Annotated in this window: 15 protein-coding genes; 11 read left to right on the top strand and 4 right to left on the bottom strand. The window is 71.5% G+C overall.

The genetic code is table 11. The annotated features are described in order from the left end of the window. The first annotated feature begins 47 nt into the window (after positions 1–47). Positions 48–626, top strand: coding sequence for a putative antibiotic biosynthesis monooxygenase (locus tag C0R66_RS02245; protein WP_101523328.1), 579 nt, complete (start codon positions 48–50; stop codon positions 624–626). Here the strand turns inward: C0R66_RS02245 and C0R66_RS02250 are convergent. Then, positions 610–930 (bottom strand): antibiotic biosynthesis monooxygenase family protein, encoded by a 321-nt coding sequence (locus C0R66_RS02250; RefSeq protein WP_101523329.1) that lies wholly within the window; start codon positions 928–930, stop codon positions 610–612. The genes C0R66_RS02245 and C0R66_RS02250 overlap by 17 nt on opposite strands. A gap of 86 nt (positions 931–1,016) precedes the next feature. On the opposite strand from C0R66_RS02250, the gene C0R66_RS02255 reads away from it, so the two are divergent. The 8 genes from C0R66_RS02255 to C0R66_RS02290 all read left to right on the top strand — a co-directional run bounded on the left by C0R66_RS02255 (position 1,017) and on the right by C0R66_RS02290 (position 7,065). After that, a complete protein-coding gene (locus C0R66_RS02255; RefSeq protein WP_101523330.1) occupies positions 1,017–1,913 on the top strand; it encodes a phosphoribosylaminoimidazolesuccinocarboxamide synthase in 897 nt (298 codons plus the stop codon). A gap of 16 nt (positions 1,914–1,929) precedes the next feature. Continuing rightward, positions 1,930–2,337, top strand: a complete 408-nt coding sequence (locus tag C0R66_RS02260; RefSeq protein WP_158647843.1) for an SRPBCC family protein — start codon at positions 1,930–1,932, stop codon at positions 2,335–2,337. A gap of 9 nt (positions 2,338–2,346) precedes the next feature. Next, positions 2,347–3,897, top strand: a complete 1,551-nt coding sequence (locus C0R66_RS02265; RefSeq protein WP_101523332.1) for a long-chain-fatty-acid--CoA ligase — start codon at positions 2,347–2,349, stop codon at positions 3,895–3,897. 126 nt (positions 3,898–4,023) lie between these two features. Next, entirely contained in the window at positions 4,024–5,328 is a 1,305-nt protein-coding gene (locus tag C0R66_RS02270) for a calcium-binding protein (protein ID WP_158647844.1), read from the top strand. 54 nt (positions 5,329–5,382) lie between these two features. Next, on the top strand, positions 5,383–5,574 hold the full coding sequence (locus C0R66_RS02275) for a hypothetical protein (protein WP_101523334.1): 192 nt from the start codon (positions 5,383–5,385) through the stop codon (positions 5,572–5,574). 104 nt (positions 5,575–5,678) lie between these two features. Beyond that, a complete protein-coding gene (gene purS / locus C0R66_RS02280) occupies positions 5,679–5,960 on the top strand; it encodes a phosphoribosylformylglycinamidine synthase subunit PurS (protein WP_101523335.1) in 282 nt (93 codons plus the stop codon). Next, on the top strand, positions 5,957–6,625 hold the full coding sequence (purQ, locus tag C0R66_RS02285) for a phosphoribosylformylglycinamidine synthase subunit PurQ (protein ID WP_101523336.1): 669 nt from the start codon (positions 5,957–5,959) through the stop codon (positions 6,623–6,625). Before purS ends, purQ begins: the two co-directional genes overlap by 4 nt. After that, positions 6,622–7,065 carry a DUF3817 domain-containing protein gene (locus tag C0R66_RS02290; protein ID WP_101523337.1) on the top strand — a complete coding sequence of 148 codons (444 nt, stop codon included), beginning with the start codon at positions 6,622–6,624 and terminating at the stop codon, positions 7,063–7,065. The genes purQ and C0R66_RS02290 overlap by 4 nt, the downstream gene beginning before the upstream one ends. Positions 7,066–7,100: 35 nt before the next feature. On the opposite strand, the gene C0R66_RS02295 is transcribed toward C0R66_RS02290, so the two are convergent. Beyond that, positions 7,101–8,552 (bottom strand): glycoside hydrolase domain-containing protein, encoded by a 1,452-nt coding sequence (locus C0R66_RS02295; RefSeq protein ID WP_101523338.1) that lies wholly within the window; start codon positions 8,550–8,552, stop codon positions 7,101–7,103. Positions 8,553–8,699: 147 nt separating this feature from the next. Here C0R66_RS02295 and purL point away from each other — a divergent pair, with 147 nt between their 5' ends. Both purL and C0R66_RS02305 read left to right on the top strand, forming a co-directional pair. Further along, a complete protein-coding gene (gene purL, locus C0R66_RS02300; RefSeq protein WP_101523339.1) occupies positions 8,700–10,988 on the top strand; it encodes a phosphoribosylformylglycinamidine synthase subunit PurL in 2,289 nt (762 codons plus the stop codon). 4 nt (positions 10,989–10,992) lie between these two features. Further along, positions 10,993–11,910 (top strand): NAD(P)-dependent oxidoreductase, encoded by a 918-nt coding sequence (locus tag C0R66_RS02305; RefSeq protein ID WP_101523340.1) that lies wholly within the window; start codon positions 10,993–10,995, stop codon positions 11,908–11,910. A 202-nt stretch (positions 11,911–12,112) separates the two neighbouring features. On the opposite strand, the gene C0R66_RS02310 is transcribed toward C0R66_RS02305, so the two are convergent. Then, on the bottom strand, positions 12,113–12,919 hold the full coding sequence (locus C0R66_RS02310) for an ABC transporter permease (RefSeq protein ID WP_101523341.1): 807 nt from the start codon (positions 12,917–12,919) through the stop codon (positions 12,113–12,115). Further along, a complete protein-coding gene (locus tag C0R66_RS02315) occupies positions 12,916–13,956 on the bottom strand; it encodes an ABC transporter ATP-binding protein (RefSeq protein WP_101525987.1) in 1,041 nt (346 codons plus the stop codon). The genes C0R66_RS02310 and C0R66_RS02315 overlap by 4 nt, the downstream gene beginning before the upstream one ends. Positions 13,957–13,979: the final 23 nt, after the last annotated feature.

The following is a 13,979-nucleotide window of genomic DNA, read 5'->3' on the forward strand; positions in this document are numbered from 1 at the left end:
CCCGCCGCAGTTTGGCGCAGCCCGGCCCGAGGACCGATCTTGGGCGGATGACCACCCCCGTGACCGTCTCCGTGACCCGCCACGTCGACCCCGCCCACACCGAGGAGATGCTGGCCTGGGTCGAGGCCGGATCAACGTTGGCCCAGCGCTTCGACGGCTTCCTGGGCAGCGGCTGGGTCAAGCCGCAGACCGGCTCGCCGGAGTGGCACATGCTCTACCGCTTCGCCTCCGCCGAGCACCTTTCGGTCTGGGAGGAGTCGCCGCAGCGGGCGTGGTGGCTGGCGGCCGGTCAGGGACGCATCGAGGAGACCCGCGTCGAGCGCCGTACCGGGATCGAGGGCTGGTTCGACGAGCCGGTGCACTTCGAGACCCTCGACTCCGCCGTGGCTCCCGTGGCGCCAGCGCCTCCGCGGTGGAAGCAGATGGTCATCATCTTCATGGTGTTCTTCCCGCTGAGCCTGTGCACCAACTGGCTCGCGGGGCACCTGATCCCCGACTGGCCGCTGGTGCCGCGGGTGCTGCTCATCATCACGGTGATGACGCCCCTGATGACCTACGTGCTGATGCCGTTCGCCACCCGCAAGATGCAGTGGTTCCTGCAGCCGGGCGTCAGGCCGAGGGCTTGACGTCCAGGACGACGTCGAACTCCAGCAGCTCCGCGCCGGAGGCGACCGGCTTGGCGGGGGCCTCGCCGGGCTTGGTGGCGTGCGCGGCACGGCTGTCCCCGTCGCGCCACGCGGCGAACGACTCCTCGTCCGCCCAGTGGGTGACCACGAAGTAGCGCGAGCCGCCGGCCGTGGGGCGCAGCAGCTGGAAGCCCAGGAAGCCCGGCGAGCCCTCGACGGCGCCGGCCCGAGCGGCGAACCGCTTCTCCAGCTCCTCGCCGGCGCCGGGAGGAACGGTGATGGCGTTGATCTTCACGACTGACATGCCACGAGCCTAGGCCCGATGCCATAGCCGTCCCGCCGCCGGCGTCGGTGCTCGGGACGTGCTCGCGCGTCGCTAGGCTCTGTGACGTGGCTGACCTCAACATTCCCGCTGCTCCCGCGATCGAGGGCACCACGCACGTGCACAGCGGGAAGGTGCGCGACCTCTACCGCATCGACTCCGGTGAGCACCAGGGCAGGCTACTGATGGTCGCCAGCGACCGGATCTCGGCCTACGACTACGTCCTGGACTCCACGATCCCCGACAAGGGCGAGATCCTCACCCGGATGTCGCTGTGGTGGTTCGGGCAGCTGGCGGACCTGGCGGACAACCACGTCGTCTCCACCGACGTGCCCGCCCAAGTGGCGGGACGGGCCGTGATCTGCGAGAGCCTGGACATGTTCCCCGTCGAGTGCGTCGCCCGCGGCTACCTGACCGGGTCCGGACTCGTCGACTACCGCCGTACCGGGGAGGTCTGCGGCATCTCGCTCCCGCCGGGCCTGGAGGACGCCTCCCGGCTCCCCGAGCCGATCTTCACCCCCGCCAGCAAGGCCGAGCTGGGCGACCACGACGAGAACGTCTCCTACGACGCGGTCGTCGCGACCATCGGCGACACCACCGCCGCCCAGCTGCGGCGGCTGACGCTGGAGGTCTACGGCCGGGCCGAGGCGATCGCCCGCGAGCGCGGCATCATCCTGGCCGACACCAAGCTGGAGTTCGGCCGCCGTCCCGACGGTACGACGGTGCTCGCCGACGAGGTGCTGACCCCGGACTCCTCCCGCTACTGGCCCGCGGACGAGTGGCAGCCCGGCCGCGCCCAGCGGTCCTACGACAAGCAGGTCGTGCGCGACTGGCTGACCGGCCCCGACTCCGGCTGGGACCGCACGGCCGGCACCCCGCCGCCCGCCCTGCCCGCCGAGGTCGTGGAGCTGACCCGCGGCCGGTACGTCGAGGCCTACGAGCGGCTCACCGGCGAGCGGTTCTGACCTCGTGGGCTTCTCCGTGACCGTCGACGTGGAAGCCCCCGTGGACCGGGTCTTCGACTACCTCTGCGAGCCCGCGAACCGCCCCGCCTGGCAGGCCAGCCTGCGCCGCGTCGAAGTCCTCACCTCCGGTCCTGCCGGCATCGGCACCCGCTGGTACGACGTCACCTGGCCCGGGGTGCGCCCGCTGATGGAGATCACCGCCTGGGAGCAGAACGTCCGCTGGGTCGAGCACGGCGTCTGGCGCGGCCTGGAGGTCACCCTCGACCTGGTCTTCGTCCCGCTGGACGAGCACCGCACCCGGGTGCGGGCCACCACCGACGTCCTGGCCCCCGGCTGGCGTCGCCCGCTGGGCTGGGTGCTGGACCGGCTCGGTCCGCTGGGCGCCCGCGACGACCTGAGGCGCGCGGCCCGGCTCATCCCCTAGATTGACGCCATGACCAATCTCGCCACGCTCCTCGAGGACTCCGTCGCCAAGTACGGCGACCGCGACGCGATCGTCCTGGGGGACACCCGGCTGACGTACGCCGCGGTCGACCAGTTCGCCAACATGTGCGCCAACCTGCTCGTCGAGCGGGGCATCAAGCCGGGCGACAAGGTGGCCCTGACCTGCCCCAACCTGCCGTTCTTCTCGATCGTCTACTACGGCATCCTCAAGGCCGGGGCGACCGTGGTGCCGCTCAACGTGCTGCTCAAGGGCCGTGAGGTCGCCTACCACCTCGACGACGCCGACGTGAAGGCGTACTTCTGCTTCGAGGGGACCCCCGAGCTGCCGATGGCCAAGGCGGGCCACGAGGGCTTCACCGCCACCGAGGGCTGCGAGCACTTCTTCGTCATCACCGCCGACCTGGGCGCGGCCTCCCCGATCGAGGGCACCGAGACGATGGCCGGCGCGATGATGACCCAGTCGCCGGAGTTCACCAGCGTGGCGACCGACGACTCCGACACCGCGGTCATCCTCTACACCTCCGGCACCACCGGTCAGCCCAAGGGCGCCGAGCTGACGCACAGCAACATGCTCTCCAACGCGCTGTCCGGAGCCGACCTCTTCAACGCCGACGCGGAGCACCCCGACACCTACCTGTGCGTGCTGCCGCTCTTCCACTCCTTCGGCCAGACCGTGATCCAGAACGGCGCCTTCGCCTACGGCGGCACCGTGGTGATGCTGCCGCGCTTCGAGGCCGAGCCGGCGCTGCAGCTGATGGCCCGCGAGAAGGTCACGTTCTTCGCCGGTGTCCCCACGATGTACTGGGGGCTGCTGGGCGTGCTGGACGACTCCGGCGTCGACGTGCAGGACCTGGCCGCCAACCTGCGGGTGGCGGTGTCCGGCGGTGCGGCCCTCCCGGTGGAGGTGCACAAGGAGTTCGAGCGCCGCTTCGGCGTCACCATCCTCGAGGGCTACGGCCTCTCGGAGACCTCGCCGGTGGCCAGCTTCTCGGTGTACGGCGAGCCGGTGCGGGTCGGCTCCATCGGCCCGGCGATCCCCGGGGTGCAGATGAAGCTGATCAAGGACGACTGGTCGGACTCCGAGCCCGGCGAGATCGGTGAGATCGCCATCCAGGGCCCCAACGTGATGAAGGGCTACCACGGCCGCCCCGAGGCCACCGCCGAGGCGATCCACGACGGCTGGTTCCGCACCGGCGACCTGGCCCGGGTGGACGAGGACGGGTGGTACTACATCGTCGACCGCTCCAAGGACATGATCATCCGCGGCGGCTACAACGTGTACCCCCGCGAGGTCGAGGAGACCCTGCTCACTCACCCTGACGTCTCCCTGTGCGCGGTCATCGGCGTGCCGCACGACAGCCACGGCGAGGAGATCAAGGCGGTGGTGATCCGCAACCCCGGCGCAAGCGTGACCGAGGCCGAGCTGGTGGCGTGGGCCAAGGAGCAGATGGCGGCGTACAAGTACCCGCGCATCGTGGAGTTCCGCGACTCGCTGCCCATGACCTCCACGGGCAAGATCCTCAAGCGCGAGCTCAGCTGAACCGTCCGTACGTAGAACACCGCACCCCCTGCTCGGTGACTCTGCCAAGATGTCGCCGGCAGGGGATCGTGGAGCGCGCCACGGGGGGTGCGCGGGTCTTCTGCCCACAGGTACGAGGGGCCGAGCATGAGATCGCGACGCGAGACCAGGCAGCACGCACGGCTGCGGCCGACGTCCGCGACGGCGGTGGCCCTGGTCGCCGTGCTGGGTGCCGGGTTCGTCCCGTCCGCGGGCGCGGCGACCTGGACCGAAGGGGAGCCGTTCAGGATCACCGCCGACGACGGCGACCGGGGCAAGGTGCTGCGGCTGCGCTGTACCGGACCCCAGGCCGCGCTGCTCAACGTCTCCGACGGCCGTACGTCGATCGGCCGGTGCAACCAGATCCGCAGCTTCCAGCTCGTCGGCGGACGTTTCGCCGTGGTCGACCTGCGTGAGCTCGCCCCGGGGTCCCTGGCCCCGGCCGCGGGCGCGTGGCTGGAGGTGCAGGACGCCCGCGAGACGTGGGGCACCTACACCGACGACCTCATCGGCGGCAGCACGATCGTCGACTCGGGCGCGGGCAACGACATCATCTCTTCGGGCTACTCCGCCAACGGCAAGCCCTTCACCTCGGACCTCCGGGTGGCCCAGGTCCGCGGCGGCGCCGGTGTGGACGAGTGGCGCGCCGGCTTCGAGGCATTCACCCAGGCCACCCGGTTCACCCTGGACGCCGCTCGGCTGCAGGTCACCGACGACCAAGGCCTCTCGATCGCCCCGGCGGTCGACGGGATCGAGGCGGCGACGGTGCGGCTCGAGGGTGACAACCACGTCTTCGACGCCTCTGCCTTCCCAGGAGTGCTCAGCATGGAGGCGTCGGGCCAGGTCACGCTCATCGGGACCCCGGGGCCCGACGTGCTGATGACCCAGGGGGGCAACGACACCATCACCGGCGGGGGTGGCCCCGACACGATCGGAGCCGGAGCGGGCGACGACGTCGTCGAGGCCCGTGACGGCGTCGCGGACTCGGTGGACTGCGGCGACGGCTACGACACGGTCCGAGCCGACGCGGTCGACACCGTCGTCAACTGCGAGACGGTGGTCCTGCCTCCCCCACTGATCGCCCCCACGAGCACCGGGACCCTGACCACGCCCGCGCCGGTGGTGCAGCCGCCCGAGACCAGTGCCATCGCCGGACCGAAGAAGGTGCGCAAGCCCCGCAAGGCGAAGTTCACCTTCACCTCGGCCACGCCCGGTGCGACCTTCATGTGTCGCCTGGACAAGCGGAAGGCCAAGCCCTGCACCTCGCCGTACCGGGTGCGGACCAAGAAGCTCAAGCAGGGCAAGCACCGGCTGTGGGCCTGGGCGGTCCTCGGCGCCGACGCGGACCCCGTCCCGTCCCGGCAGGTCTTCAAGGTCGTGAAGAGGAAGGGCAAGGGCCCCAAGCACCGCTGAGGCGTCCCCCGGCGGAGGGCAGCCGCCCCGGACGGACGCCGTACTGTTTCCACCATGGGTCGAATGGTGGGCGTGGGTCTCGGAGTCGTCATGCTCGTCGTGGGGGCGGTCTGGACCTTCCAGGGGCTCGGCTGGTGGGGCGGCAGCTCGATGAGCGGTGTCGACTTCTGGGCCAAGCTCGGCCCGGCCGTGGCCGGTCTGGGTGTCGCCCTGATCATCGTGGCCGCGCGCGGTCCCCGTACCTGAGCGGCGTCCGGCTGGTGACCGATCCCACAGCGACGCCGGCGCCCGGTGGCGCGGGTGCGTCGACCTAGACTTGCCGCACCCCGTCGTTCCCCAAGGAGTGCCCCGTGGCCCGAGTCGTCGTTGACGTCATGCCCAAGCCCGAGATCCTCGACCCGCAGGGAAAGGCCGTCCTCGGCGCGCTTCCCCGGCTCGGCTTCTCCGGTGTCACCGACGTCCGTCAGGGCAAGCGGTTCGAGCTCACCCTGGACGGCGAGATCACCGACGAGGTGCTGGCCGAGGTCGCCAAGATGGCCGAGACCCTGCTCTCCAACCCGGTGATCGAGGACTTCGAGGTGCACGTGGAGAAGCACTCGGTCGCCGAGGTAGCCGCGGAGGAGGGCCGATGAAGGTCGGCGTCGTCACCTTCCCGGGCTCCCTCGACGATGTCGACGCCCGTCGCGCCGTCGGCTTCGGCGGCCACGAGGCCGTGGCGCTGTGGCACGGCGACACCGACCTGCACGGTGTCGACGCCGTGGTGCTGCCGGGCGGCTTCTCCTACGGCGACTACCTGCGCTGCGGCGCCATCTCCCGCTTCTCGCCGGTGATGGAGAGCGTCATCGAGGCCGCCGAGCGCGGCATGCCGGTCCTGGGCATCTGCAACGGCTTCCAGATCCTGTGCGAGTCCCACCTGCTGCCCGGCGCGCTGATCCGCAACGACCACCGCAAGTTCAACTGCGTCGACCAGCGCCTGCGCATCGAGAACAACCGCACGCCGTTCACCGCGGCGTACGAGCAGGGGCAGGAGGTGACGATCGTGCTCAAGAACGGCGAGGGCGGCTACGTCGCCGACAACGAGACCCTCGACCGCCTCGAGGGCGAGGGCCGCGTGGTCGCGCGCTACCTGGGCGGCAACCCCAACGGCTCGATGCGCGAGATCGCCGGCGTCACCAACGCCGCCGGCAACGTGGTCGGCCTGATGCCGCACCCCGAGCACGCGGTGGAGGAGCTGACCGGTCCCGGCACCGACGGACTGGGCTTCTTCACCAGCCTCGCCGCCGGAGTGTTCGCGTGAGCCCCACCACCCTCTACCGCCGGGTCGCGGTCGCCGAGGCGATCACCTGGGCGCTGCTGCTGCTCGGCATGTTCCTCAAGTACGTCACCGAGACCACCGAGGTCATGGTCCGGATCGGCGGCATGATCCACGGCGCCGTCTTCCTGGCCTACTGCCTCACCACGGTTCTGGTCGCGGTCGACCAGCGCTGGTCGCTCAAGAACGTGGTGCTCGGCCTGCTCTGCGCGGTGCCGCCGTTCGTCACCGTCTGGTTCGAGCGGTACGCCGAGAAGCGCGGCCTGCTCGACTCCCGCTGGCGCCTGCGCGACGAGGCACCGTCCGGCCTCCTGGAGAGGCTGGCCGCCTGGCTGGTCCGCAAGCCCCTGCAGGGCCTGGTCGTCGGCGTCGTCGCGGTCGCCGTCCTCTTCGCCGGCGCCATGCTCGCCGGTCCGCCGGTCTGACCCGCTCGCCGTCCTGGGGGACCGGAGGACGCCGGTCAGAAACGACCCTGCTGCAGCCGGGTCCACACGGTCGAGTTGGCGATGCCGCTCTGGGTGGCGCGGATCCGCGACTGGTACTTCTTCACCGCGGCCTCGGTGGTGAGGTCGAAGACGCCGGTGGCCTTGACCTTGCCGGCCCCGGCCGCGTTCAGCGAGCGCTGCAGGCGATAGACCGCCGACCCGGCGGAGCCGACCTTGAGCACCGTCGGCTCGCCCTGGGCGTGCAGCCCGATCCAGTGGGCCTTGCGGAACTTCGGTGACACGGTGAATCCGTGCGCGGCCTGCCAGACGTTGGCCGCCGCGCGGGTGCGCTTGGTGTAGCGGCCGTTGATCTTGTAGGTGTACAGGCCCTGCTCGGCGAGCGCGCACTGCAGCGCCATCACCTTGCCCGCCTTGGGCCGCACCTTGCCGGGCTTGAGCACCGGGTACTTCTGGTAGGACGTACGCACGCCGCCGCAGCGGCTCTCGCCGTCCGCGACGCCGCCGCGGCCCAGCTCGAGGTAGTTGCTGTCGATGTTGATCGTCACGCCGCCCCAGGTCTCGTTGTGGCCGCCGCGGTACTGCTTCATCCGGCCACCCGGGCGCCAGCCGTCCTCACCGATGTAGCTGGTGGAGGTGTTGGCCAGGCCGTCCCAGCGGGCGATCCAGATCTGCTTGGGCAGCGAGAACTGGCCCGGTCGGCTGACCCGGGCGTCGTCGAGCATCTTGATGCCCGAGCTGGCGCTGGAGTACAGGCCGCTGACGTAGCCGTGGTACTCGATGCGCTCCACCCAGGCGGAGACGAAGGCGAGCGCCGACTCGCGGCAGTTGGTGTTGGCGTGGTCGAAGCCCTCGAGGTCGTACCAGATGGTGCTGGTCGGGCTGATCCCGTAGCTGCGGGCGTCGCCGGCGTTCTTGTCCGCCTCGGCCATGCCCTGGGCGCGGGCGGCGGCGTAGGTCTTGTCGGCTCCCGGGGTGGGGTTGATCTTGAAGTCGTCGGAGTAGCGCGGGAACCTCGGCTGGCAGGAGGCCTGCGGCCCGAGCGCGATGGGCAGCAGTCGCCAGCCCTTGGCGAGCTGGGTGCTGATCCAGGTCGGGCTGAGGTTGGGCTGGCTCCGGCAGGCGCGGGAGTCACCGGAGATGTAGATCCCGGCGGCCAGGAACGGCGAGTGCTCCAGCCAGGCGTCCATCGCCTTCTGCGTGGGCGCGACGCACTGGTCGAAGCCGTAGCCGGTGAAGTCCCCGGGAGTGACCACGTTCTGCTTGCGGGCGGCCTGCTTGGCCGCGGTGCCGACGGACGTGCCGACCGATGTGCCGACGGACGTGCCGACAGACGCGGTGGCGGACGTGGCGGGCGCGGTGGTGCCGGCGAGCAGCCCGGCGGTCAGCGCCAGGGTGGCCAGACCGGCCGTGAGACCAGTCTTGAGACGAGCCGTGAGACGGGGGGCGGAGGGGACGGTGAGGCGCATGCAGAAGGCTCCAGACGAGTGGCGGTCCAGGCACCATAACCTCACCAGTCCCACGAGTCCCACGGGTTGAGCAGAACTACAGCCCAGTAGTTCCTCGCTCCGGACTGCGGCGTCGGGTGGTCCGGGGGGTCGCCTAGGCTTGGCGACGTGCCCGCAGCCCAGAACCTCGACACCGTCGCCGCCGCCGCCCAGGACCCCGCCCGCGAGCAGCCCTGGCAGGACCTGGGGCTGAAGGCCGACGAGTACGCCAGCATCCGCGAGATCCTGGGACGGCGTCCCACCAGCAGCGAGCTGGCGATGTACTCGGTGATGTGGAGCGAGCACTGCTCCTACAAGTCGACCAAGGTGCACCTCAAGCAGTTCGGCGAGCTGCCCCAGGAGACCGCCGCGGGCAAGATGCTGGCCGGCATCGGGGAGAACGCCGGCGTCATCGACATCGGCCAGGGGTACGCCGTCACGTTCAAGGTGGAGAGCCACAACCACCCCTCCTTCGTCGAGCCCTACCAGGGGGCGGCCACCGGCATCGGCGGCATCGTGCGCGACATCCTGGCGATGGGTGCGCGGCCCGTCGCGGTGATGGACCCGCTGCGCTTCGGCCCCCTGGACGCCCCCGACACCCAGCGGGTGCTGCCCGGGATCGTCGCGGGCGTCGGCGGCTACGGCAACTGCCTGGGCCTGCCCAACATCGGCGGCGAGGCCGTCTTCGACGAGACCTACACCGGCAACCCGCTGGTCAACGCGCTCTGCGTGGGCGTGCTGCGCCACGAGGACCTGCACCTGGCCAACGCCACCGGCGTGGGCAACCAGGTCATCCTGTACGGCGCCCGCACCGGCGGCGACGGCATCGGCGGGGTGAGCGTGCTCGCCTCGGAGACCTTCGACGCCAACGCCGACGGCAGCAGCGGGCCGGCCAAGCGGCCCAGCGTCCAGGTGGGCGACCCCTTCATGGAGAAGCTCCTCATCGAGTGCACCCTGGAGCTCTTCGCGGCCGGCGTGGTGGCCGGCATCCAGGACCTGGGCGGCGCCGGCCTGAGCTGCGCCACCTCCGAGCTGGCAAGCGCCGGGGACGGCGGCATGCACGTCGAGCTGGACCGGGTCCCGCTGCGCGACTCCACGCTGGCTCCCGAGGAGATCCTGATGAGCGAGTCCCAGGAGCGGATGATGGCCGTCGTCGAGCCCGGCGACGTCGAGGCGTTCCTCAAGATCTGCGCCAAGTGGGACGTCGAGGCCGTGGTGGTCGGCGAGGTCACCGACACCGGCCGGCTGCACATCGACTGGCACGGCGAGCGGGTGGTCGACGTACCGCCGCGCAGCGTGGCGCACGACGGACCGACGTACCACCGGCCCTTCGCCCGCCCGGCGTGGCAGGACGCGCTCCAGGCAGACGGCGCCGAGGCGCTGCCCCGGCCGGGCACCGGCGACGAGCTGCGCGAGACGCTGCTGCGCCTGGTCGCCAGCCCCAACCTGTGCGACAAGTCCTGGATCACCGACCAGTACGATCGCTACGTCCGCGGCAACACCGTGCTGGCCCAGCCCGCCGACTCCGGCATGATCCGCGTCGACGACCAGACCAACCTCGGCGTCGCGGTCTCCACCGACTGCAACGGCCGCTTCGCCAAGCTCGACCCGTACGCCGGCGCGCAGCTCGCGCTGGCCGAGAGCTACCGCAACGTCGCCACCGGCGGTGCCCGTCCGCTGGCCATCTCCGACTGCCTCAACTTCGGCAGCCCCGAGGACCCCGACGTGATGTGGCAGTTCGCCGAGGCCTGCCGCGGTCTCAAGGACGCCTGCCTGGAGCTGGGCATCCCGGTCACCGGCGGCAACGTCAGCCTCTACAACCAGACCGGCGAGACCGCGATCCTGCCGACCCCGGTGGTCGCGGTGCTCGGTGTGATCGAGGACGTCACCAAGCGCACCCCCAGCCACTTCGCCGGCGCCGGGGAGCAGGTCTTCCTGCTCGGCGAGACCCGCGAGGAGCTGTCCGGCTCGGAGTGGGCGCACGTCGTGCACGGCCACCTCGGCGGCACCCCGCCGCGGGTAGACCTGGCGGCCGAGAAGGCGCTGGCCGAGCTGCTCGCCGACGCCGGCCGCGACGGCGTCCTGACCAGCGCGCACGACCTCTCCGACGGCGGCCTCGCCCAGGCGCTGGCAGAGGCGACCTTCCGCAACGGCGTCGGGGTCTCGGTCTCGCTGGCCGACGTCGCCGGCGGCGACGCGTTCACCGGACTGTTCACCGAGTCCGCGGCCCGGGCCATCGTCACCGTCGCCGACGACCGGGCCGAGGCGCTGCTCGCCCTCGCCGAGCGGTACGCCGTGCCGGTCACCGCCATCGGCACGACCGGCGGTGACGACCTGGTCGTGGCCGAGCAGTTCAGCATCCCGGTCGCGACGTTGCGCCAGGCGTGGGCGGCCACCATGCCGGCGGCCCTGGGCTGAGTCGATGAGCACCGTCGTCGCCCTGGCCACTCCCGCCCTGATCGAGGCGGTGGGGGAGGTGCCGGGTGTCGAGACGGTGCTCTGGGACGGCACCTCGGTGCCGGAGCGGGCCGCGGAGATCGAGCTGGTGGTGGCGCCGTACAACACCGGCGGCCTGCCCGACCTGAGCGGGCTCCCGCGGCTGCGGGTGGTCCAGGTCCAGTCCGCCGGGTACGACGGGATGGTCGCCCAGTTGCCCGACGGCGTCGCGCTGGCCAACGCGACCGGCGTCCACGACGACGCCACCGCCGAGCTGGCACTCGGCATCACGATCGCCAGCCTGCGCGGCATCGACGACGCGGTCCGCAACCGCGGCCAGTGGCTCCGGGACCTGGGTCGCCGCTCGCTGGCCGACAGCCGCGTCCTGGTGCTGGGCTACGGGTCGATCGGCCGCGCGGTGGCGGAGCGGATGCTGGCCTGCAAGGCCGTGGTCACCGGCGTGGCCAGCCGGCCGCGGCCTGACGACCTGCTCGAGAAGGTGCACGGACCCGAGGACTTGGCGCGGCTGCTGCCGGAGACCGACGTGGTCGTCGTGGTGCTGCCGCTGAGCGAGGCCACCCGGCACGTCGTGGACGACGCCTTCCTCGGCCAGCTGCCCGACGGGGCGCTGGTGGTCAACGTCGGGCGCGGACCCCTGCTGGACACCGACGCCGTGCTCGCCCACGCCGGACGGCTGCGCTTCGCCCTCGACGTCACCGACCCCGAGCCGCTGCCGCCCGAGCACCCGCTGTGGCAGGCGCCCGGGGTGCTGATCACCCCGCACCTCGGTGGCGGCACCACCGCGATGCTGCCCCGGATGGCCGCGTTGGCACGCGCCCAGATCGAGGCGTACGTCGCCGGGGAGCCGTTGCGCAACGTGGTGCACGACCCCGCTGCATCCTGAGCCGCGACTGGGAGAGCTCCCGGTCTGGGCTCACGGTTGCAGCGATGACCTGCCGAGGGTGAACTCGTCCCAGGCGTCGATGTACGCGCGGCTCCGCGGGCCCAGCACAGCAGCAAGGGCTGGCCCCGAGAGTCGTCCGTCCGACACGGCATTGGCGAGGGCTTCGAGTAACCCCGTGGCGATCCCGGTGCTAGTGCGGCGTTCAGCTGGAGCGGCGCATCGCCCGGACGCCGACCACCAGCCCCAGGGCGGCCACGGCCCCCGCGCCGGCGAACCCGGCTGCGATGGTGTCGGCCGGCCACTGCCCGGCGAAGAGGGCGCGCACCGCCTCCACGACGTACGTCATCGGGTTGAGGTCGGAGGCGACCTGCAGCCAGCGCGGCGCGTCGTCGATCGGCAGCAGCACCCCGGCCAGCAGCAGCACCGGGAACAGCAGCGTCTGCTGGACGGTCCAGAACATCCAGTCCTGTCCCTTCGAGGCCAGCGCCAGCGCGAACGACAGCGCACCGACGCCCACGCTGAACAGCGCAAGCACCAGCACGCCGACGAGCACGCCGCCCAGGTGCAGGTCGAAGCTGAACGGCGTGACCACCGCCAGGATGATCGCGGTCTGCATCAGCATCGGCACCACCTCCTTGAGGGCCCGGCCGACCAGCAGCGCCGGGCGGCGCAGCGGCGAGACGAGCTGCCGCTCGTGTGAGCCGGTCTGCATCTCCTCCATCAGGTTGGCCCCGGTGAAGGAGCCGCCCATCAGGCAGGTCATGGTGACGATGCCCGGCACGAACCACTGCAGCGCCGACCCGGTCGCCAGGTCCGGCAGCAGCGGGGCGAACAGCCCCAGGAAGACCAGCGGCTGGATCATCGCGAAGACGACGGCCATCGGCTCGCGCCAGACCGGCTTGAGCTCGCGGTTCATCACGTTCAGGGTGTCGGCGAGGAAGCTGCTGCGGGGGGTGTCCGCCGCCTGCAGTCCGGTCCGGCTCTGGGTTTCTGTCGTCATCGTGCTCATGCCGCCACCTCGGTCTTGTCGTCGGTCTCGGTCGGTGAGTCGTGCGCCTCGCGCAGGCTGCGGCCCGTCAGGTCCAGGAAGACGTCGTCGAGGGTGGGCCGGACCACCTCGACCCGGGTCACCGGTGCGTGGTCGCCGAACAGGTCGACCACGAGCCCCGGCACCAGCTCCGCACCCCCGGCCACCCGCAGGGTGATCTCGCTCGCGGTGTGCTCCACCCGGGAGCCCGCGATCCGGCTGGCCCGGGCGGCGGCCGTGGCCGCGGCGTCGGCGGAGGCGAAGCCCAGCCGGACCAGGTCGCCCAGCCCGGACTTGAGGCGGGTGGCGGTGTCGTCGGCGATCACCAGGCCGTGGTCGATGACGATCACCCGGTCCGCGATCGCGTCAGCCTCCTCGAGGTAGTGGGTGGTGAGCACGATCGTGCTGCCGGTCTCGGCGTGCAGCCGCTGCACGATCGCCGCCAGGTTGGCCCGGTTCTGCGGGTCCAGACCCGTGGACGGCTCGTCGAGGAAGAGCACCCGGGGCAGGTGCACCAGGCCCATGGCGATGTCGAGGCGGCGCCGCTGGCCGCCCGAGAGCGTGGAGACGTTGCGGTCCACCACGGCCTCCAGGTCGAGCTCGGCGACCAGCTCGTCGGTCCGGCGGCGGGCCTCGGAGCGGGAGAGCCCGTGGGCCCGGCCCTGGCTGAGCAGCTCGTCGCGGCCGCGCTGCCGGTGACCGGCCCCGTTGCCCTGACCGACGTACCCGATGGCGCGGCGTACCTCGCGCTGTCCGGTGAGCACGTCGTGGCCGGCCACCGAGGCGCTCCCGGAGGTGGGCGGGATCAGCGTGGTGAGCATCCGCAGGGTGGTCGACTTGCCGGCCCCGTTGGGACCCAGGAAGGCGACGAGCTCGCCCTGGCCGATCTCGAGGTCGAGGCCGCGGACGGCCTCCACCGGCTGCTTCCTCTTGGCTGAGCGAGAGGCGAAGTGGCGGGTGAGCCCGCGAGTCACGATCGCCGGCCCGCGGGACGTCTGGGTGTGGGTCGAAGTGGTCATGACGACCACGCTAGGAACTCATG

This window comes from Nocardioides houyundeii, assembly GCF_002865585.1.
GTDB lineage: Bacteria > Actinomycetota > Actinomycetes > Propionibacteriales > Nocardioidaceae > Nocardioides > Nocardioides houyundeii.

Coding starts and splice junctions, on each gene's coding strand:
- C0R66_RS02245 (WP_101523328.1), top strand. CDS start 48: ATGACCACCCCCGTGACCGTCTCCGTGACCCGCCACGTCGACCCCGCC.
- C0R66_RS02250 (WP_101523329.1), bottom strand. CDS start 930: ATGTCAGTCGTGAAGATCAACGCCATCACCGTTCCTCCCGGCGCCGGC.
- C0R66_RS02265 (WP_101523332.1), top strand. CDS start 2,347: ATGACCAATCTCGCCACGCTCCTCGAGGACTCCGTCGCCAAGTACGGC.
- C0R66_RS02270 (WP_158647844.1), top strand. CDS start 4,024: ATGAGATCGCGACGCGAGACCAGGCAGCACGCACGGCTGCGGCCGACG.
- C0R66_RS02275 (WP_101523334.1), top strand. CDS start 5,383: ATGGGTCGAATGGTGGGCGTGGGTCTCGGAGTCGTCATGCTCGTCGTG.
- purQ (WP_101523336.1), top strand. CDS start 5,957: ATGAAGGTCGGCGTCGTCACCTTCCCGGGCTCCCTCGACGATGTCGAC.
- C0R66_RS02295 (WP_101523338.1), bottom strand. CDS start 8,552: ATGCGCCTCACCGTCCCCTCCGCCCCCCGTCTCACGGCTCGTCTCAAG.
- C0R66_RS02305 (WP_101523340.1), top strand. CDS start 10,993: ATGAGCACCGTCGTCGCCCTGGCCACTCCCGCCCTGATCGAGGCGGTG.
- C0R66_RS02310 (WP_101523341.1), bottom strand. CDS start 12,919: ATGAGCACGATGACGACAGAAACCCAGAGCCGGACCGGACTGCAGGCG.
- C0R66_RS02315 (WP_101525987.1), bottom strand. CDS start 13,956: ATGACCACTTCGACCCACACCCAGACGTCCCGCGGGCCGGCGATCGTG.